Origin of the sequence: Buchnera aphidicola (Lipaphis pseudobrassicae), assembly GCF_005081185.1 — a bacterium.
In the GTDB taxonomy this organism is placed as follows: Bacteria; Pseudomonadota; Gammaproteobacteria; order Enterobacterales; family Enterobacteriaceae; genus Buchnera; species Buchnera aphidicola_AD.
The window spans coordinates 143,492-164,774 of record NZ_CP034870.1 but is presented as its reverse complement, the minus strand read 5'-3'; the positions used below and the strand labels follow the sequence as shown (position 1 = coordinate 164,774).

Genomic DNA, 21,283 nt, shown 5'->3' with positions numbered 1-21,283 from the left:
GAATTGAAAGCCAAAAAAATGGTTACATCAAGGTTGAAAACCCAATTTATCAAGATATTATAGGAGAACTTTCAATGGGTAAAATTATTGGTATTGACTTGGGAACAACCAACTCTTGTGTTGCCATTATGGATGGCAACAAACCGCGTGTTTTAGAAAATGCAGAAGGTGATCGTACGACTCCTTCAATTATAGCATATACCCAAGAAGGAGAAGTTTTAGTAGGACAACCTGCTAAGCGTCAAGCTATAACTAATCCAAAAAATACACTATTTGCAATAAAACGATTAATTGGTAGAAAATTTAAAGACGATGAAGTGCAACGTGATATAAAAATAATGCCTTATAGAATTATAAATTCTGATAATGGTGACGCATGGATTGATGTCAAAAAAGAAAAAATGGCACCTCCTCAAATTTCTGCAGAAGTGTTAAAAAAAATGAAAAAAACTGCAGAAGATTATTTAGGGGAAAAAATAAAAGAAGCTGTTATTACAGTTCCAGCTTATTTTAATGATGCTCAACGTCAAGCTACTAAAGACGCCGGTAGAATTGCAGGATTAGAAGTTAAAAGAATTATTAATGAACCTACAGCTGCTGCGCTAGCTTATGGTTTAGACAAAGGTCAAGGGAATAGGACAATAGCCGTTTATGATTTAGGTGGTGGAACTTTTGATATATCTATCATTGAAATAGATGATGTTGATAAAGAAAAAACATTTGAAGTACTTGCAACTAATGGAGATACACATCTCGGAGGAGAAGATTTTGATAGTAGATTAATTAACTATTTAGTAACAGAATTTAAAAAAGAGCAAGGAATCGATTTAAGAAAAGATCCTTTAGCTATGCAACGTTTGAAAGAATCCGCAGAAAAAGCAAAAATAGAGCTATCATCTGCACAACAAACAGATGTAAATCTTCCTTATATTACAGCAGATTCAAATGGTCCTAAGCATTTAAATATTAAAGTTACTAGATCAAAATTAGAATCCTTAGTAGAAGATTTAGTTATACGTTCTATTGATCCGGTAAAAGTTGCACTGAAAGATGCGGGATTATCAGTATCAGATATTCACGATGTTATATTAGTAGGTGGTCAAACAAGAATGCCTATGGTTCAGGAAAAAGTTGCAGAATTTTTCGGAAAAGAACCTAGAAAAGATGTGAATCCAGATGAAGCCGTAGCAGTAGGTGCCGCAGTACAAGGAGGTGTTCTTTCTGGTGATGTAAAAGATGTTTTATTACTTGATGTCACTCCCTTATCGCTAGGAATTGAAACTATGGGTGGAATAATGACTCCGCTTATAAATAAAAACACCACAATTCCTACAAAACATAGTCAAGTTTTTTCAACTGCAGAAGATAATCAATCAGCAGTAACTATACATATTTTACAAGGTGAACGTAAAAAATCATCAGACAATAAATCTTTAGGACAATTTAACTTAGATGGAATTGAACCAGCACCTAGAGGAACAGCTCAAATTGAAGTAACATTTGACATTGATTCTGATGGAATATTGCACGTATCAGCAAAAGATAAAAAAACAGGAAAAGAACAAAAAATTACTATTAAAGCATCTTCTGGACTGAAAGAAGAAGAAATAAAAAAAATGATAGATGATGCAGAAGCTAATTCTGAAGCTGATCAAAAATTTGAAGAATTAGTTCAAATAAGAAACCAAGGTGATCAATTAATTCATAGCACAAAAAAACAATTAGATGCAAATAAAAATAGTATTGAAGAAAAAGATAAACAAGAAGTTGAATTAGCTTTAGAAAAATTAGAAAAAGCATTAAAAGGAGAAAATAAATCTGAGATTGAAGAAAATATACAAATGCTTTTAAAAATATCATCGAAGCTAACAGAAATTAATCAAAAAACATCAGAAAAAAATGAAGATAGTAAAAATAGTTCATCTAATAAGAAAGATGATAATGTAGTAGATGCCGAATTTGAAGAAATTAAAGATCCTAAAAAGTAAAAAACTGGAAAAAAATTATAAAGGACTTTAAACTAACACGGGCGTAGAAACTCATCTACGCCCGTGCATTATTTTAAAATCAGGAAGAGTAAGTAAGAATGGCAAAAAAAGATTACTATCAAGTTTTAGGGATTTCAAAATCCGCTGAAGAACGCGAAATTAAAAAAGCATATAAAAAACTAGCAATGAGATATCATCCTGATCGTAACCAAGGAGATAAAAGTGCTGAAAATAAATTTAAAGAAATTAAAGAAGCTTATGAAGTATTAATTAATGAAGAAAAACGGAATGCATACGATCAATATGGACATGCAGCTTTTGATAATAGCCATTCTGGAAATAGTACATATAGTACATTCACTAGTACTACAGATTTTGGAGACATATTTGGCGACGTTTTCGGAGACATATTTGGAGGAAGTAGGAGTCAAAGAGCTAAGAAAGGTTCTGATTTGTGCTATAATATGGAAATTTTATTAGAAGAAGCTGTAAAAGGAACGAAAAAAGAAATACGCATTCCTACTTTACAAAAGTGTAAAACGTGTTATGGAAGTGGTGCTAAAATTGGCACAAAATCCAGATCATGCCCTACATGCAATGGAAAAGGTCAAATACATATGAGAAAGGGATTTTTCACTGTGCAACAATCATGTAATACGTGCTATGGAAAAGGAACAGTAATAAAGGATCCATGTCATTCATGTCATGGACAAGGAAGGGTTGAAACATATAAAACATTATTAATAAAAATTCCACCTGGAATTGATACTAATGATAGAATTCGATTAAATAATGAAGGAGAAGCCGGAATTAATGGTGCACAATCAGGTGATCTATATGTTCAAATTACAGTTAAAAAGCATCCTATTTTTGAACGAGAAGAAAACAATTTATACTGTGAAGTTCCTATAAATTTTACTATGGCTGCTTTAGGAGGAGAAATAGAAGTACCTACTTTAGACGGAAGAGTTAAGTTAAAAATACCATCTGAAACACAATCCGGAAAATTGTTTCGTATAAAAGGAAGAGGCGTAAAATCTGTACAAAATAGAAATCAAGGTGATTTATTATGTCGTGTTGTTGTGGAAACACCAGTTAATCTAAATGAAAAACAAAAAAGTCTTTTATTTGAATTAGGAGATACTTTTAACGGTTTTCGAGGTGAAAAAAACAGTCCACGTTCAAAAAGATTTTTTGATGGAGTAAAAAGATTTTTTGATGATTTAACAAAATAACATTTTTGTACAAAAGTTTTGCTTCTTAAAAGTATTGCTTCTTAACAAAGAATTAGAGGCAATACTTATTTAGAATATTTAACTCATATGCATTTTAGAAATTTGCAATGATAAATTAGATTTGTAACGTGCTGCTTTATTTTTATGAATCAAACCTTTATTCACATGAGAATCAATAATAGGTTGCATATTTTTATATGCCTCTTCTGCCATTTCTTTTGTTCCAGAAGCAATAGCTATTCGTACTCTTTTTATAAAAGTTCGAATCATCGAACGTCTGCTAGCATTTTTTTTCCGACGTCTTTCAGATGTTATAGCATCTTTTTTAGCAGCTTTAATATTAGCCAATTTTCACCTCTAAAATTTAAAAAAATAAACATTTGTTTGAAAATTTAATATATAAGAATATACTAAGAATATTTATATAAGAATTAAACTATTTATATAAAAATTAAACTAAAAAGAGATATTTTCTAAAAAATAATAAATCTCTCAAAAAAATGACTTTTAGAAATTAATATCACTCTATTTAAATAGGTTAATCCAAAAATGCAAATTATAAGGGGTATAAATAATCTTAAAGCAATTCATTCTAAATCAGTTGTTACAATTGGAAACTTTGATGGAATACATTTAGGACATAAAAAATTATTCTTTTATACACGTATGATAGGAAAAAAGTATAATATAACAACTGTAATAATTTTATTTGAACCTCAACCATTAGAATTTTTTAAAAAAAAAAGTGCTCCAATTAGAATTACAACTTTTCGTGAAAAAATAAAAAATATTATTTTTTACAATATTGATAAAGTGTTATGTATTAGATTTAACAAAACTTTTCAATCTTTATGTCCAAAAGAGTTTATCACAAAGATATTAATAAATAAACTAAACATAAAATTTTTAATAATAGGAGATGATTTCAAGTTTGGATGTCAAAGAAATGGAGATATTAATCTTCTAAAAAAATTAGGAGATCAATACTCATTTCATGTTGTAAAAGTCAAATCTTTATATAAAAATAATATAAAAATTAGTAGTACCAAAATTAGAGAAGCATTATTAAACAATGATATTAAACTAGCTTCTCAATTTCTAGGTCGTCAATTTAGCGTTCATGGAAGAGTAGTACATGGAAATTCAATAGGGAAAAAGATAGGTTATCCTACAGCAAATATAATTTTAAATAAAAAATTTTTATTAAGCAATGGTGTGTATGCAGTAAAAGTTAATTGTTTTTCAAATAAAAAATTTCTAGGAATATGCAATATTGGGATAAAACCAAGTTTTTTCAATATAGAAAAAAAAAGAATTCTTGAAGTTTATTTATTTGATACAAAAATAGACTTATATGGAAAATATATAGAAGTTATTTTATTTAAAAAAATACGCGATGAACTATATTTTTCTTCAATAGAAAAACTTCAAAATCAAATCTTTAATGATATTAAAAAAGTTAAAACATATTTTAATACTTTTCATAATTTAGAATAAAAAAAAAGAAAATATAATGAATGATTACAAAAAAACACTCAACTTACCTAAAACGCAATTTTCTATGAAAGGTAATCTTGCTAAAAAAGAACCTGAAATTTTAAAAAAATGGCATGAACATAATCTATATAAACTAATTAGGAAAAAAAAAGAAAATAAAAAAATATTTTTTCTACATGATGGGCCTCCATATGCTAACGGAAATATTCACATTGGACATGCTGTTAATAAAATATTAAAAGATATAATTATTAAGTTCAAAAATATATCAGGATTTGATGCACCTTATATTCCATCTTGGGATTGTCATGGACTACCTATTGAACAAAAAGTAGAAGAAATAATTTCTAATAGTGAAAAAACATCTACTTTAAAATTTCAAGAACAATGTAGAAAGTATGCTGAAATGCAAGTTAAAAAACAAAAAAAAGATTTTCTTAGATTAGGAATAATAGGTGATTGGAACAATTCTTATCTAACAATGGATTCTAAAAACGAAGCTAACACAATTAGAACATTATCTAAAATTATTAAAAAAAAATACTTATATAAAGATTTTAAACCTATATATTGGTGTCTTAAATGTTCTTCATCTTTATCTGAAGCGGAAGTTGAATATTCAAAAAAAATATCAGATTCAATAATAGTTACATTTAAAAGTCAAAATACATCTATCTTAGAAAAACTATTTAATTTTAAAAATGTAAATAAAAAAGAAATATATCTTCCTATTTGGACAACAACACCATGGACTCTACCATCTAGTAGAGCTATTACGATACATCCAGATTTTCAATATTCTTTAGTAGAAACTAAGCAATATAATTTAATTCTTGCAAAAGAATTAGTTAGTCACGTACTAAATAAGTTACAAATAAAAAAATGGATAATAATAAATTCTATAAAGGGAAAAAATTTAGAATACACAATATTTTTACATCCATTTCTTCAAAATACTTATTTACCTGTTATTTTAGGTAAACACGTAACACTTGAATCAGGAACAGGATCTGTTCACACTGCACCTGATCATGGAATAGACGATTATAATATTAGTCAAAAATATAACATTAAAACAAGTAACTTAGTAGATCATAATGGAAATTATATTTCTAATATACATCCTAAATTAGATGGTATGAATATTTTTCAAGCTAATTCAATTATTATAAAAATATTAATTGAAAAAAATTGTTTATTACATAATGAATATTTAACGCATAATTATCCACATTGCTGGAGACATAAAAGTCCAATCATCTATAGAGCAACTCCTCAATGGTTTATAAAAATAGATTATAAAGCACTCCGTTCTACATCTTTAGAAGAGATCAAAAAAGTACTCTGGATACCAGAATGGGGAGAATCAAGAATAAGCGAAATGATCAAAAAAAGACCCGATTGGTGTATTTCAAGACAAAGAAAATGGGGAGTACCCATGTCGATCTTTATAAATAAAAAAACAGGAGAAATACATCCAAAAACAAACTTAATAATGGAAAAAATAGCAAAAATAGTAGAAATAGAAGGAATAAAAACATGGTGGGAAATAGATTTAAAAAAAATATTAAAAGAAGAATATCAGCTATACGATAAACTTTTAGATGTATTAGACGTATGGTTTGAATCAGGAAATACACATATTTCAATCAATTATAAAAATAAAAAATATAAAAAAAATACTGCTGATATGTACTTAGAAGGATCAGATCAACATAGAGGTTGGTTTATGTCTTCACTTATAATATCAATTATAATCAATAAGAAAGCGCCATATTCTGAAGTTCTTACACATGGATTTGTAGTAGATGGAAAAGGACAAAAAATGTCTAAATCTATAGGTAATACTATTAGTCCAAATAATATAATAAATAAATTAGGAGCAGATATTTTAAGATTATGGGTAGCATCTTCTAATTATTCACATGATATTTCAATTTCTGATGAAATATTAAAAAATACATCAGATATATATCGTAGAATTAGAAATACTGCACGTTTTATATTAGCTAATATTAATGATTTTGATGCGAAAAAAGATATAATATCTAAGAATAATATGATTCATTTAGATAAATGGGCTATAAGTCATACAAAAACAGTTCAAGAAGAAATTATTGCATTATATAAACAATATAACTTTCATGGAGTAGTACAGCGAATCATGTATTTTTGTTCGATGGAAATGGGATCCTTTTATCTCGATATTATTAAAGATAGACAATACACTTTAAAAGCAGATAGTAGAGAGAGACGTAGTTGTCAAACAACTATGTATTATATAATTCAATCTCTTGTACGATGGATAGCACCAATACTCTCTTTTACTGCAGATGAAATATGGAATTATTTACCACAAAATAATTCTCAATATGTATTTACAGAAGAATGGTTCGATAAATTATTTCATTTAGATAATAATGATATATTTGACTGTAAATTTTGGAATGAAATAATTAAAATTAAAAATGAGATAAATAAATTTTTAGAAGAACTGATAAAAAGTAAAGTAATTAATAATTCTCTCGAAGCTTCTATAACATTATATCTTTTACCTGAATTAGTAAATAAATTAAAAATTTTAAGTAAAGAATTAAAATTTATATTTCTAACATCTGAAGTAAAAATCAAGAATTATAAAACAGCACCTATGAATACAAAAAAAAGTAAAAATATAGCTTATTTTAAAATTTTTTTAAAAAAATTTGAAGGTAAAAAATGTCTACGTTGTTGGCATTATTTTAATAATGATAAAATTTGTATTAATAATGATATTTGTAATCGTTGTATTTTAAATACAACAGGAGACGGTGAAATACGTATCTTCGCATAATGAAAACTCAATATTTAAAAAGAATAAAAAAATGGATTTACACAATTATAATAATATCGATTGTTATAATAGATATATTCAGTAAAAATTGGATAGCAAATCATATAAAAATTGATGAAACAAAAAAAATTTTTTCGATTTTAAATTTGACTCACATTCATAATTATGGTGCAGCATTTAGTTTTTTATCTAATCAAGAGGGATGGCAAAGATGGTTTTTATCAACTGTTAGTATTTGTACTATATTAGTCATGACAAGTATTATTATAAAATCAAAAAAAATAAAAAAAGATAAAATTATAGCTTATTCCTTAATTATTTCTGGAGCTATAGGAAACTTGATCGATAGAGTTTTATATGGTTTTGTAATTGATTTTATTGATATGCATATTAATGACTGGCATTTTGCTACATTTAATATTGCAGATTGTAGTATTTTCCTCGGAATTTTGATTTTAACTCGTATCAATTATTGATTTTAAAAATTAAATTTTTAAAAATTAAAACATTTTTTGTTCAATACTTAATTGAAATACTATACAAAATTTATATTTTCAAGAGATATATAAAGTGAATATTATATTAGCTAATCCTAGAGGATTTTGTGCTGGTGTTAAAAGGGCTATTTCAATAGTTGAAAATGCATTAAAAATATATAAAAAAACAATTTACGTAAAACATGAATTAGTACATAATCAATATGTAATCAATGAACTACGTAAAAAGGGAGTGATTTTTGTTGAGAAAATATCGCAAATTCCAGATAATTCAGTAGTTGTATTTTCAGCTCATGGAGTATCAAAAAAAATTGTAAAAAAAGCAATAAAAAAAAAATTAATTATTCTAAATGCCACTTGTCCTTTGGTAACAAAAGTACATAAAGAAGTTTCAGCGTGTAGTAAAAAAGGAATAGAAACAATTCTTATTGGTCATAAAGGACATCCTGAAGTAGAAGGAACAATAGGACAATATGAAAATAAAAATGGAAAAATATACCTTGTTGAATCAATATCAGATGTAGATAATTTAACAGTTAAAAATACTGAAAAACTAAATTTCGTCACTCAAACAACCTTATCAATCTCACAAACAAAAAATATTATTTCTTCTTTGAAAAAAAAATTTCCAAAAATTACTGGTCCATTCAAAGAAGATATATGCTATGCAACAACTAACCGTCAAAAAGCAGTTCACTATTTATCTAAAATAAGTGATATAATATTTGTTATAGGATCTAATAATTCTTCTAATTCTAATCGTCTAACAGAATTAGGAAAAGAATTAGGTGTATTTACAATACTCATTAATTCTTTTCGTGATATTAAGAAAATATGGCTAAAAAATGTTAATTGCATTGGTATTACAGCAGGTGCCTCAGCACCAGAAATATTAGTAAAAGAAGTAGTGGAATATTTAAAAAATATAGGTGCTAATAAATATATCGAAATGATAAAAGTTAAAGAAAAAAAATTTTTCAGAATTCCTAAAAAATTACTGATAATCAAAAAAGATTAAATTTATTAAGGATTAAAATATGAATCAAAAAACTCGTATTGCAATTAGTGGTCCTATAGGTCGTATGGGTCAAAAACTTGTTCAAGAAATACAAAAAAATAAATATACATCTTTAACAGTAGCATTATTAAAAAAAAAGCATGCACTTGTTAATAAAGATATTGGAGAAATAATAGGGATAGGAAAAATAGGTGTTCTTACAACTGATGAACTAAACATAAAAAAACATGATTTTGACATTTTAATCGACTTTACAACAACAAATAGTACACTAGAACATTTAGAATATTGCAATAAATTTAAAAAAAATATGGTAATTGGAACAACTGGATTTTCGAAAAAAGAATTTGAAATTATAAAACAATATTCTAACAATATCGCTATGGTCGTATCATCAAATTTTAGCATAGGAATTAATTTAATGTTTGAATTAATTAAAAAAACTACTAAAATTATAGGAAAAAATTCTGATATTAACATTATTGAATATCATCATAGAAATAAAATAGATGCTCCTTCAGGTACAGCTCTATCACTCGGCAAAATAATATCTAAAGTGATGAAATGGGATTTAAATCAAAATTCTATATATTATACAAAAGGTATAACAGGAATAAGAGAAAAAAACAAGATTGGATTTTCTATTATACGATCAGGAAATATTGTCGGTAAACATACAGTAATGTTTTCTATTGAAGGTGAAGAAATCGAAATCACTCATACTGCTTCTAATAGAGCATCTTTCGCAAAAGGTGCTATACAATCAGCATTATGGATTCATAAAAAACAAAAAGGTTTATTTAATATGATGGACGTACTGTCATTTTAGCAAAAAAATATATTTTATTGTTGATTAAATATTGAATAATTATAATCTTTTTAAACTTAATAAATGTTTTTTATGTCATAATAGACAAAAATACTAATTTTAGTTAATATAAAATATAAGCATTAATAATATTAATAATTGTTTTCTTAATGGAGGATGTTTTGAACCAATTAGCAGTTCTGGTTTTAGAAGATGGAACTAAATTTCACGGACAATCTATTGGAGCTAATGGAATAACTGTAGGTGAAGTTGTTTTTAACACTTCAATAACTGGTTATCAAGAAATAATTACCGATCCTTCTTACTCTCATCAAATTATAACACTAACACATCCTCATATTGGAAATGTTGGAACAAATTCTAATGATGAAGAATCAAATCAAATTTATGCAAAAGGACTAATCATACGTGATTTGTCTCCAATTGCAAGTAATTATAGAAACAAAAAAGACTTTTCTTCTTATTTAAAAGAAAACAAGATTGTTGCAATATCTGATATTGATACAAGAAAATTAACTCGTATTTTACGAAAAAACGGATCTCAAAATGGATGTATTATAGAAGATAAAAAAGAAAATTATTCTATAGCGCAACATAAAGCTAAACAATTTTTAAGTTTGCAAGGTTTAGATTTAGCTAAAAAAGTTTCTACTAATTTTATTTACAATTGGAATGAAGGTAGTTTTATTTTTAATAAAGAAATATTTACTTCTATTAAACAAGAAAAAGCTCTATTTCATGTAGTTGTATATGATTTTGGAGTTAAAAAAAACATATTACGTATGCTGGTAGATAGAGGATGCTATTTAACTATAGTTCCTGCAACTACTGATGCAAAAACTGTCTTAAATTTGTCTCCGGATGGTATTTTTTTATCAAATGGACCAGGTGATCCACAACCATGTGTTTATGCTATTAATGCAATTCAAAATTTTTTAAAATTTAACATTCCAATTTTTGGAATATGTTTAGGACATCAACTACTTGCATTAGCTAGTGGTGCAAAAATTAAAAAAATGAAATTTGGACATCATGGAGGGAATCATCCAGTAAAGGAAATAAAAACTAACCGTGTTATTATAACATCTCAAAATCATAGTTTTACTGTAGACATCAAAAATATACCAAATAATATAGAAATCACACATACTTCTCTTTTTGATGGCACGTTACAAGGCCTGGCTTTAACTAATAAACCCGCTTTTAGTTTTCAAGGACACCCAGAGGCTAGTCCTGGACCACATGATGCTTCTTATTTATTTGATAATTTTATTCAATTAATTACTTCTCAAAAAAACTAACATTCAGTAATCAATTAGGGAAAAAATATGCCTAAATCTACTGACATAAAATCAATTTTAATTCTTGGTGCAGGTCCTATAGTAATCGGTCAAGCATGTGAATTTGACTATTCTGGTGCACAAGCATGTAAAGCATTACAAGAAGAAGGATACAGAATAATACTTGTTAATTCTAATCCAGCTACTATTATGACAGATCCATGCATGGCTGATGCGACATATATTGAACCAATTTATTGGAAAATCGTAGAAAAAATAATTAAAAAAGAAAAACCAGATGCATTACTTCCAACTATGGGAGGACAAACAGCTCTTAATTGCGCTTTAAAATTAGATCAAAAAGGAATTTTAAATAAATTTAAAGTAAAAATTATAGGTGCTACAGTTGATGCAATTAAAAAAGCAGAAAATAGAAAATTATTTGAAAAATCAATGAAAAAATTAAAATTAGAAACTGCAAAGTGCGGAATTGCACATAATATGAAAACAGCATTTTCAGTTTTAAATAACGTTGGTTTTCCATGTATAATTCGTCCTTCTTTTACTATGGGTGGAAGTGGAGGAGGAATTGCATATAATCATGAAGAGTTTAAAGAAATTTGTGAGAGAGGATTTAAATTATCACCAAATACAGAACTTTTAATTGATGAGTCCTTGATAGGTTGGAAAGAATACGAAATGGAAGTAGTACGAGATAAAAACGATAATTGTATTATTGTTTGTTCTATTGAAAATTTAGATCCTATGGGCATTCATACGGGAGATTCAATCACAGTAGCACCTGCACAGACTTTAACTGATAAAGAATATCAAATAATGAGAAACGCTTCTATGTCAATTTTAAGAGAAATTGGAGTAGAAACTGGAGGTTCTAATGTACAATTCGCAATTAATCCAAAAGATGGTCGAATGATAGTGATTGAAATGAATCCTAGAGTGTCTCGATCTTCTGCATTAGCATCTAAGGCTACTGGATTTCCAATTGCAAAAATTGCTGCAAAATTAGCTGTTGGATATACATTAGATGAATTAGCAAACGATATTACAGGAACAAACACTACTGCTTCCTTTGAACCATCAATAGATTATATAGTAACAAAAATTCCTAGATTTAATTTTGAAAAATTTTCAGGATGTAATGACAGACTTACTACTCAAATGAAATCTGTCGGAGAAGTAATGGCGATAGGACGTACTTTCCAAGAATCTATACAAAAAGCAATTCGTGGTTTAGAAGTAGGTTCTAGTGGATTTGAAATAAAAATCTTTCCTCACGATCCAGAATATTTAATAAAAATTAGACGTGAATTAAAAGAAGCTGGTTCTGAACGCATTTGGTATATAGGAGACGCATTCCGTTCAGGTATGTCTGTAAAAGAAGTTTTTGAATTAACATCAATCGATCCATGGTTTCTAATACAAATCGAAGAAATCATTTTATTAGAAAAAAAAATTACTCAAGTAGGATTTACAGGGTTGAAATACAATTTTTTTTATTTTATAAAAAGAAAAGGTTTTTCTGATCTACGTATTGCCATATTGACGAAAAAGAAAGAAAGTGAAATAAGAAAATTACGTTATCAATTAAATTTACATCCCGTATATAAAAGAATTGATACATGTTCAGCTGAATTTTCAACTGAGACAGCATACATGTACTCAACATGGGAAGATGAATGTGAATCGCATCCAACAAAAAATACCAAAAAAATTATTATATTAGGTGGCGGTCCAAATAGAATAGGACAAGGTATAGAATTTGATTATTGTTGTGTACATGCCGCTCAAGCTTTACGAGAAGATGGCTTTGAAGCAATTATGATTAATTGTAATCCTGAAACAGTATCTACTGATTATGACATTTCAGATAGACTTTATTTTGAACCAATCACATTAGAAAACGTATTAGAAATCGTTAGAATAGAAAAACCAAAAGGAGTAATTGTTCAATACGGTGGTCAAACACCATTAAAGCTAGCTCGTGCGTTCGAAAAAGAAGGAGTTCCTATAATTGGAACTAATTCAGATTCGATTGATAAAGCAGAAGATCGATATCGTTTTCAAAAAACTGTGAATAAATTAAAACTACAACAACCTTTAAATGCAACAGTATTAAGCTTAAAAGAAGCATATAAAGAAGCAGAAAAAATTGGTTATCCAATTATGGTAAGACCATCGTATGTATTAGGTGGAAGAGCAATGGAAATTGTTTATGAACCACATAATTTAAAAAAATATTTTAAAACTATGGTAGATAAAAAAAATACTGCACCAATCTTATTAGATCAATATTTAGATCATGCAACAGAAGTAGATGTCGATGCAATTTCTGATGGAAAAACAGTCTTAATTGGTGGTATAATGGAACATATTGAACAAGCGGGAGTTCATTCTGGAGATTCTGCATGTTCTTTACCTGCATATACTTTAACTAATAAAATTCAAAATAAAATTAGAGATCAAGTAAAAAAACTAGCTTTTGAATTATCTGTAAAAGGGTTAATGAATGTACAGTTTGCTGTCAAAAATGAAAAAGTATATATTATTGAAGTAAATCCAAGAGCGGCTAGAACAGTTCCATTTGTTTCTAAAGCAACAGGTCTTGCATTAGCAAAAATTTCCGTACGAGTTATGTATGGAAAAACACTATTAGAACAAGGTTTTATAAAAGAAATTATCCCTCCATACTTTTCAGTAAAAGAAGCTATTTTACCTTTTGATAAATTTCAAGGAGTCGATCCTATATTAGGTCCAGAAATGCGTTCTACTGGAGAAGTAATGGGTATTGGAAAAAATTTTTCAGAAGCTTTTTCTAAAGCAATGTTAAGTGTTCAAACTAAGATAAAAAAATCTGGTCGTGTTCTTCTTTCAGTTCGAGATAATGATAAAAGTCATATTATAAACTTAGCAGTTAAATTAAAAAAATTAGGATTTGAAATAGATGCTACTAAAGGTACATCTATTGCTTTGAAAAAATCTGGAATTACCTCTAGAATAGTAAATAAAGTACATGAAGGACGTCCACATATACAAGATCGTTTAAAAAATAGAGAATATGCATATATTGTTAATACCACATCTTCTCATCAGGGAATAAAAGACTCTAAATTAATATGTAGTAGTGCCCTGCAATATAAAGTACATTACGATACAACTATAAATGGTGCATTTGCAACTGTTATGGCACTAAATGAAGATCCTATAAAAAATTTAGAATCTCTTCAAGACATTCATAAAACAATATATTTTGTTTAAAAAAATAATATTATTTTTAATAAATTAAATTTTTATAAATATGTTTTACAACATATTTATAATTCATATAAGGAGCTAATTATCACAATAAATATAAGTTTAATTGCTGCTGTTTCCAGTAATTTAGTAATTGGATATAATAATAAAATACCTTGGTATATACCAGAAGATTTAAAATGGTTTAAAAAACATACAATAAATAAAAGTGTTATTATGGGTCGTTTAACTTGGGAATCAATAGGAAAACCTTTATTAATGCGTCATAATATAGTTATTAGCAAAAATAAAATAGAAAAAAAAGGTATTATTTCAGTCAATTCAATATCTAAAGCAATCATTTCCGCAAAATATGCACAAGAAATTATGGTTATTGGAGGAGCTCAAATATATAAAAACATGTTATTTTATGCTAACAAATTATATTTGACTCACATAGATGCTCATATCATTGGTGATGCTTATTTTCCTAAATATAAAATGTTTCCAAACTGGAAAAGATTATTTAAAAAAAAATACATTAAAAATGAAAAAAATCCTTATAATTATTATTTTGAAATTTTATCAAGATAAATACTTTTGAGAAAATATTTTTTTATCTTCCCATCTAAACATAGTAATTTTTTCACCCCAGCAACAACCAGAATCTAGAGAAATAAAAGGCTTAGGTACATAAGTTCCCTTTAAACTTGACCAATGACCAAAAAAAACAGAGTAATCTTTTGGAATATTATTTTGAATAAAAAACCATGGTTGTAATGGATATTTAACAACATTAGGAGATTGTTTATAAAATAAATTTAATTTACCGTTAGGATAACAATATCTCATTCTTGTGAAAGCATTTATACTATATCGTAATCGATCTAATTGATGTAAATTTACATCCCAAAACATCACTTTATTACTATACATCGATTCTAAAAATAAAGAATAACTATCATGCGATAAAAACTCTTTAATTTTTAAAGCGTATTTCTCTGCAATATTAATATCCCATTGTGGACTAATGCCAGCATGTGACATTATTATTTTTCGATTTTTATCAACTTTTAAAATATTTTGACAACGTAGCCAATTTATTAATTTATCAATATCTGAAGATGAAAGAAGCTCATCAAAAAAATTTTCCTCTTTATTTTTTTTTATACCGGAATATACTGCAATTAAATTTAAATCATGATTGCCAAGAACTATTTCCACTCTTCTTTTTAATGATAATGAATAAAGATATCTTAAAACTTTAAGAGAATCACGACCTCTAGATACTAAATCTCCTGCAATCCATAAATAATCTTTTTTAGGATTAAAAGAAGATTTTTTTAATAACAGTCTAAATTCTTTATAGCAACCATGAATATCACTAGTAAAATAAGTACTCATATATAATTATTTTTTTCTCTTTTAATTAATGTGTTAAATTTCGAAAATTATAATCTCAAATTTTTTTTAAAATTCTATTTCTTGTTTTATGTAAATAATTAGATAGTTTACAATATTGTAGAATAGAGATGTTTTCTGCTCTTAATTCTGGATTAATTTCTAATTTTATTAATGTTTTTTCAGAAAATAGTTTATTTAAACTATGACGTAACATTTTCCTTCTATTCTGAAATGCGATATTTGTAATAAGGCTCAAAATATTAACATCATAAACAAAGTAGGGAGAATTGATATGAGGAGTTAAATTGACAAAAACAGAATACACCTTAGGAATAGGCCAAAAATCTTTTGGACTAATATTTAATAAAACTTTAATACTACAGTAATATTGAGATATAATACTCAAACGACCATAAGATTTATTTCCAGGACAAGCTACTAATCTTTCAGCAACTTCTTTTTGCAACATGAAATTCATATCTTGAACAACTGTAATTTGTTGAAATAAATACAAAATTAAAGATGTAGAAATATTGTATGGTAAATTACCAAAAATTCTAATTAATCCATGATTTTGATAAAATAAATCTATATAATTAAAAGTTAAAGCATCTTTATAAAAAACTATTAGTTTCGAGTAAAACGAACGTTTTTTTAATAATTTTAATAAATTTGAATCGATTTCAATTACAATTAATTTATCTAATAACATACACATTGGCTCTGTTAAAGCAGCTAATCCAGGTCCAATTTCTACTAACGTTTGTTTAAGTTTAGGATTTATTTGTTTAATAATACTTTGTATTGTATTTTTATTAATAAGAAAATTCTGTCCATATCTTTTAATAGGAAGATGTTTATAAAAACTTTTCATGATCATTAACTTATACTTAATTTTTTATTGAAAATTTAACAAATTTCAACATATCTAAATTACAAAAAATAAAAAATGATATAGATGTTATTATTCTATAATTTTTATATAAGAAGAATTTTTAAGATCTTGTATCCAATTTTGTTTTTCTGACAATATTTTCTGAGTAAATAAAATATTATAAGCATAATTTCTTTTTAAAGAATAAAATTTATCTATTTTTCGTTTTTTTAATATTTTAATAATATGCCAACCAAGTTTGGATTTGATAGGTTCACTTATCTCATTTTGTTTAAGGTATAATAATTTTTTAGTAAAATTTTTATTAAAAAATTCTTTTGAAATCCATCCTAAATTACCTTTTTTATTTGAAGAATAAATATCCTGAGAAAAGTTTTTAACAGCATAATCAAAACTATAAATTCCATTTTTAATATTTTTATATATATTAAAAACACTATTTTTTGCTGCTAATTCACTAAATAAAACAGATGGCTTTATTAAGCAATGTTGCACATAAAACTCGGTTATAATATTTTCTTCATTATTAATGATATCGTTAATCTTTAAAATATAAAATCCATTATGTCTTAAAAAAGGACCTAATATTTGACTTTTTTTGATATTATTAAAAGAATTAGAAAACTTTTTTTTTAAATGAAAAAGATGTGTCCAGAAATTTTTTTTTGCTAAAAAATCCGTATTATTTTTTTTGTATTCTTCATATAATTTATTAAAATTACAACCTGATTTAAGTTTCTTCACCATATCTTCTACTAATTGTTTATAATTTTCGAAAAAAATACTAGATTTTTTGTTTGACAAGGGTAAAAAAATATAACTTAAATTTATTTTTTTTAAATATTTATTTTTTTTAATGATTTTTTTAAATAAAAAATTTACTTCATTGTCTGAAATATTAACACGTTTACTAACTTCATAATTTTCTACAAATTTAATTTTTAATAACTTTTTAATATTTTCTAAATAATCTTGATAAGAAAAATTATCATTAATTTCAATTTGATGTTTTAATTGATTTACACTAATATTCTTTTTCAAAGCAATGTCTCTAATAACATTATTTACTTGTTCTTTAGTTACTATAATATTTAATTTTTTTGATTCTTCTAGTATCAAAGCATCTATAATTAACTTTTCAGTAATTTTATCTTCTAAAAAATTATTTTTTAAAGGTATTTGAAAATTTTTACCTTTTTTTTCAAGTAAAGAAACAAGCTTATTAACATCACTATTTAATATAACTTGATCATTAACAATAGCTCTAATTTGATCTATTTTAAGATCTTCCGCACATACGTAAAATGTACAATTAAAAATATATAAAATTATAAAAATATATGCTTTCATCACAATTCTTCTTTTTAATTCCATATTTATTTTATAAAAATAATTCTCATATTAATTTTATTATTTAATCAGCAAAAACAATATTTTCACTTTATTTTTAGATATATTCTAAAATTCTAAAAATTTTTCTTGAGCTTGTTTTAAAAAAAATATAAAGTATAAAATATCTGTTAAAAACAATTATAAATTAAAAAAATATTAAAATAACGAGCACTTATGGAATCTTGGTTAACCGCTTTCATTACTCAATCTTTAGCTTATTCCTTGATAGTAGTAGGTATAGTTTCTTTTTTAGAATCTCTTGCATTAGTTGGACTCTTACTTCCAGGAATTATTTTAATGGCTTCATTAGGTACATTAATAGGTGATGGAAGGCTATCATTTTATCCTGCTTGGATATCCGGTACCATTGGATGTTTACTAGGAGATTGGGTTTCATATTATATTGGATTATATTTTAAAAATTGGTTATCTAATTTTAGATTGTTAAAGAAAAATCAAAAATTATTTAATAAAACTAAATATATTTTACATAAACATAGTATGTTAGCAATTATTGTTGGACGTTTTATAGGACCAACTAGACCACTAATACCAATGGTATCTGGTATGTTAAAATTGCCTGTAAAAAAATTTATTTTACCTAGTATTATTGGATGTGTATTATGGCCTCCAGTATATTTTTTTCCTGGAATAGTAACGGGCATAACAATCAATATACCTCAAAATTCTAACAATGATTATTTTAAGTGGTTTTTATTAATCATTTTTATCTTAATATGGGTTTCGATATGGTCAGTATCAAAATGGTGGAAAATGAAAAAAAATCATACTAATAATACCTCTGTTTTTTTAACAAGAAAGAAGATTAAATGGATAGCTATCATAACAGTTTTTTTGGGCATTTCTAGTTTAGTAGCTATACAGTTTCATCCTACAATGCTTATTTTTAGAAAAATTTTTATTGCTATATTATCAGGAGCAATTTAATTATCAAACATATAAAAAATCAATATGTAATAATTTTAATTTAAACGAATGTCTTTGAACAGATTGAACTTTTACTTCATACTTATTTTTATCAATAATTAAACATAAATTTTCTTTATAAAAATTCACTTTTTCCTGTAAGTTAAAAACAGAGTTATGATCTAGTATAAGTAGAATTTCACTTTTCTTGAATCCATATAACACCCCTGGAAGTTTATTATAAATACGTAATTTTCTACTAAAACTTTTTCCTTGTTTAGTTCTTTTTTCTGCATTAACTATTAGCATGTTTTAACCTCTTGTAAGTTAATAAATTTAATCAATTATTTGTGCGATCTTAACCAAAAAATTTCTTTTTCCCATATTGAAGGATTGATAGTTTCTAAGATAATTGGAATATTATAAAAATTTTTATTTCTTATAATCCATTTGAATGCTAACGTTCCTATTTTTCCTAATCCTAAGCTTTCATGACGATCAACTCGACTGTTAAACGATTTTTTAGAATCATTTAAATGAATACCTTTTAAATATTTAAGTCCTATTAAATTATTAAATTTATTAAATGTATTTTCACAATCGTTTAAAGTACGTAAATCATAACCTGAAGAAAATAAATGACAGGTATCAAGACAAACTCCAATTCTAGATTTGTCATTAATATTATTAATGATCATAGATATTTGTTCAAAACAATACCCAACGTTAGTTCCTTGTCCTGCAGTGTTTTCTATAACGGCAATTACATTTTTTGTTTTTTCTAAAGCTATATTTATTGATTTAGATATTCTTTCCAAACAATCAATTTCAGTAATTTTATTTAAATGACTTCCTGGATGAAAATTTAAAAAAATTAAACCTAGTTGATCACATCGAACTATTTCATCGATAAAAGCAAGACGGGATTTTTCTAACAATATATCAATTGGATGACCTAAATTAATTAAATAACTACTATGAGGTAAAATTTGTTGAGGTTTAAATTTATACTTAATACAAAATTTTTTAAATGTATCTATTTTTTCTTGTTTTAATAAAGGAGAAAACCATTGGCGTTGATTTCTAGTAAAAAATGAAAATGCTGTTGCTTTGATTTCAACAGCACGTAAAACTGCTTTTTCTAAACCACCAGAAGAACTAACATGGGCACCAATATATTTCATTCCTTATTTACCTTTTACAATAAAAAATTTTTTTACTTATTTTGAACTACATATTTTGAACCACATAATAAAATTAAAATAAAATATATTACCTGTTAATTTAAATTTTTTAATAATACAGATTCTAAAAAAAATTAAATTTTTTTTATTAAAAATGATATAATACTGAGAAAATATATTTTAATCAATAAAAATAAATTTTATACATTTAGTTCATTAAATAGTATTTTTATGTAAAAAAAAATCATCACGAATATTTTTATTAGAGTAAAATAGACCTCCAAAAGAAGATGTAATAGTATTGCTATTAACATCACAAACTCCACGTGCTTTAACACAAAAATGTTCCATTTCTACAATAATTGCAACATTTTCGGTTTCTAATAAAACTTGTAATACAATCAATATTTGCTTAGTCAAACGTTCTTGTATTTGAGGTCTTTTAGAATAAAATTGAACAATTCTATTTATTTTAGATAAACCGATAATTTTATTTTTAGGAATATATGCTACAGTAGCTTTTCCATTAATAGTAATAAAGTGATGTTCACAAGTGCTAATTAAAACTATGTTTTTAACCAAAATCATTTCATTGCTATTCAATTTATTATCTACAAATGTAATTTTAGGGAAGTTTTTATAATTCAATCCAGAAAATATTTCATTAATGTACATTTTTGATATACGATCTGGTGTTTTTTTTAAACTATCATTTGTTATATCTAACTGCAATAAAATCATAATTTTATGTATATGTCTAGCAATTAATAATTCTCTTTCTTTTTCATTTATATCATTGTATTCTTTTAAAATAGGATTTTCTAAATTTCTTTTTAACAATGTATTATGAGCTAAATTAGCTTCTTTACTAAATCTTATCATTATCTTTTCTTTTTTTATATAAAAAAATATGTTTTAATTTTTAAAATACTCTAAAATATATAAAAAATTATTAATTTAAAACTAATATTAATACAAAAAATATATAAAACTTATTATTACATATAATTGTAAAAAAGATAAAATATATCTTTCTTTTTTCTATCTGGATA

General features: G+C 25.7%; 18 protein-coding genes. 11 read left to right on the top strand and 7 right to left on the bottom strand.

Going from position 1 to position 21,283, the window contains the following annotated elements:
• Window positions 1–74: 74 nt before the first annotated feature.
• Together dnaK and dnaJ are read left to right on the top strand one after the other, a co-directional pair.
• A complete protein-coding gene (gene dnaK, locus D9V70_RS00770; RefSeq protein ID WP_158355878.1) occupies window positions 75–1,988 on the top strand; it encodes a molecular chaperone DnaK in 1,914 nt (637 codons plus the stop codon).
• Between the two features lie 98 nt (window positions 1,989–2,086).
• Window positions 2,087–3,223, top strand: a complete 1,137-nt coding sequence (gene dnaJ / locus D9V70_RS00765) for a molecular chaperone DnaJ (protein WP_158355877.1) — start codon at window positions 2,087–2,089, stop codon at window positions 3,221–3,223.
• 78 nt (window positions 3,224–3,301) lie between these two features.
• On the opposite strand, the gene rpsT is transcribed toward dnaJ, so the two are convergent.
• Entirely contained in the window at window positions 3,302–3,571 is a 270-nt protein-coding gene (rpsT, locus tag D9V70_RS00760) for a 30S ribosomal protein S20 (protein WP_158355876.1), read from the bottom strand.
• Between the two features lie 201 nt (window positions 3,572–3,772).
• Between rpsT and ribF the strand changes: the two genes are divergently transcribed.
• The 8 genes from ribF (at window position 3,773) to folA (ending at window position 15,023) form a co-directional block, all read left to right on the top strand.
• Complete coding sequence (gene ribF / locus D9V70_RS00755; RefSeq protein WP_158355875.1) at window positions 3,773–4,720, top strand: bifunctional riboflavin kinase/FAD synthetase; 948 nt, start codon at window positions 3,773–3,775, stop codon at window positions 4,718–4,720.
• 16 nt (window positions 4,721–4,736) lie between these two features.
• Window positions 4,737–7,553 carry an isoleucine--tRNA ligase gene (gene ileS, locus D9V70_RS00750; protein WP_158355874.1) on the top strand — a complete coding sequence of 939 codons (2,817 nt, stop codon included), beginning with the start codon at window positions 4,737–4,739 and terminating at the stop codon, window positions 7,551–7,553.
• Window positions 7,553–8,029, top strand: a complete 477-nt coding sequence (gene lspA / locus D9V70_RS00745; protein ID WP_158355873.1) for a signal peptidase II — start codon at window positions 7,553–7,555, stop codon at window positions 8,027–8,029. Before ileS ends, lspA begins: the two co-directional genes overlap by 1 nt.
• Window positions 8,030–8,123: 94 nt before the next feature.
• Window positions 8,124–9,068: a 4-hydroxy-3-methylbut-2-enyl diphosphate reductase gene (gene ispH / locus D9V70_RS00740; RefSeq protein ID WP_158355872.1), complete on the top strand. Its 945-nt coding sequence runs from the start codon at window positions 8,124–8,126 to the stop codon at window positions 9,066–9,068.
• A 19-nt stretch (window positions 9,069–9,087) separates the two neighbouring features.
• Window positions 9,088–9,897 (top strand): 4-hydroxy-tetrahydrodipicolinate reductase, encoded by an 810-nt coding sequence (gene dapB / locus D9V70_RS00735; protein WP_158355871.1) that lies wholly within the window; start codon window positions 9,088–9,090, stop codon window positions 9,895–9,897.
• A gap of 161 nt (window positions 9,898–10,058) precedes the next feature.
• Window positions 10,059–11,198: a glutamine-hydrolyzing carbamoyl-phosphate synthase small subunit gene (gene carA, locus D9V70_RS00730; protein WP_253254816.1), complete on the top strand. Its 1,140-nt coding sequence runs from the start codon at window positions 10,059–10,061 to the stop codon at window positions 11,196–11,198.
• A gap of 27 nt (window positions 11,199–11,225) precedes the next feature.
• Window positions 11,226–14,453, top strand: a complete 3,228-nt coding sequence (gene carB / locus D9V70_RS00725; protein WP_158355869.1) for a carbamoyl-phosphate synthase large subunit — start codon at window positions 11,226–11,228, stop codon at window positions 14,451–14,453.
• An 87-nt stretch (window positions 14,454–14,540) separates the two neighbouring features.
• Window positions 14,541–15,023, top strand: coding sequence for a type 3 dihydrofolate reductase (folA, locus tag D9V70_RS00720; RefSeq protein WP_158355868.1), 483 nt, complete (start codon window positions 14,541–14,543; stop codon window positions 15,021–15,023).
• On the opposite strand, the gene D9V70_RS00715 is transcribed toward folA, so the two are convergent.
• The 3 genes from D9V70_RS00715 to D9V70_RS00705 all read right to left on the bottom strand — a co-directional run bounded on the left by D9V70_RS00715 (window position 15,015) and on the right by D9V70_RS00705 (window position 18,078).
• On the bottom strand, window positions 15,015–15,833 hold the full coding sequence (locus tag D9V70_RS00715; RefSeq protein ID WP_158355867.1) for a symmetrical bis(5'-nucleosyl)-tetraphosphatase: 819 nt from the start codon (window positions 15,831–15,833) through the stop codon (window positions 15,015–15,017). The genes folA and D9V70_RS00715 overlap by 9 nt on opposite strands.
• Before the next feature lie 55 nt (window positions 15,834–15,888).
• On the bottom strand, window positions 15,889–16,713 hold the full coding sequence (gene rsmA / locus D9V70_RS00710; RefSeq protein WP_172599333.1) for a 16S rRNA (adenine(1518)-N(6)/adenine(1519)-N(6))-dimethyltransferase RsmA: 825 nt from the start codon (window positions 16,711–16,713) through the stop codon (window positions 15,889–15,891).
• 84 nt (window positions 16,714–16,797) lie between these two features.
• Entirely contained in the window at window positions 16,798–18,078 is a 1,281-nt protein-coding gene (locus D9V70_RS00705; RefSeq protein ID WP_158355866.1) for a peptidylprolyl isomerase, read from the bottom strand.
• A gap of 216 nt (window positions 18,079–18,294) precedes the next feature.
• Here D9V70_RS00705 and D9V70_RS00700 point away from each other — a divergent pair, with 216 nt between their 5' ends.
• Window positions 18,295–19,068 carry a DedA family protein gene (locus D9V70_RS00700; RefSeq protein WP_158355865.1) on the top strand — a complete coding sequence of 258 codons (774 nt, stop codon included), beginning with the start codon at window positions 18,295–18,297 and terminating at the stop codon, window positions 19,066–19,068.
• Between the two features lie 3 nt (window positions 19,069–19,071).
• Here D9V70_RS00700 and rplY read toward each other — a convergent pair whose 3' ends face one another.
• The 3 genes from rplY to folE form a co-directional block, all read right to left on the bottom strand.
• Window positions 19,072–19,356 (bottom strand): 50S ribosomal protein L25, encoded by a 285-nt coding sequence (gene rplY, locus D9V70_RS00695; RefSeq protein WP_158355864.1) that lies wholly within the window; start codon window positions 19,354–19,356, stop codon window positions 19,072–19,074.
• A 35-nt stretch (window positions 19,357–19,391) separates the two neighbouring features.
• Entirely contained in the window at window positions 19,392–20,231 is an 840-nt protein-coding gene (gene nfo, locus D9V70_RS00690) for a deoxyribonuclease IV (protein WP_158355863.1), read from the bottom strand.
• 216 nt (window positions 20,232–20,447) lie between these two features.
• Window positions 20,448–21,113, bottom strand: a complete 666-nt coding sequence (gene folE, locus D9V70_RS00685; protein ID WP_158355862.1) for a GTP cyclohydrolase I FolE — start codon at window positions 21,111–21,113, stop codon at window positions 20,448–20,450.
• Window positions 21,114–21,283: the final 170 nt, after the last annotated feature.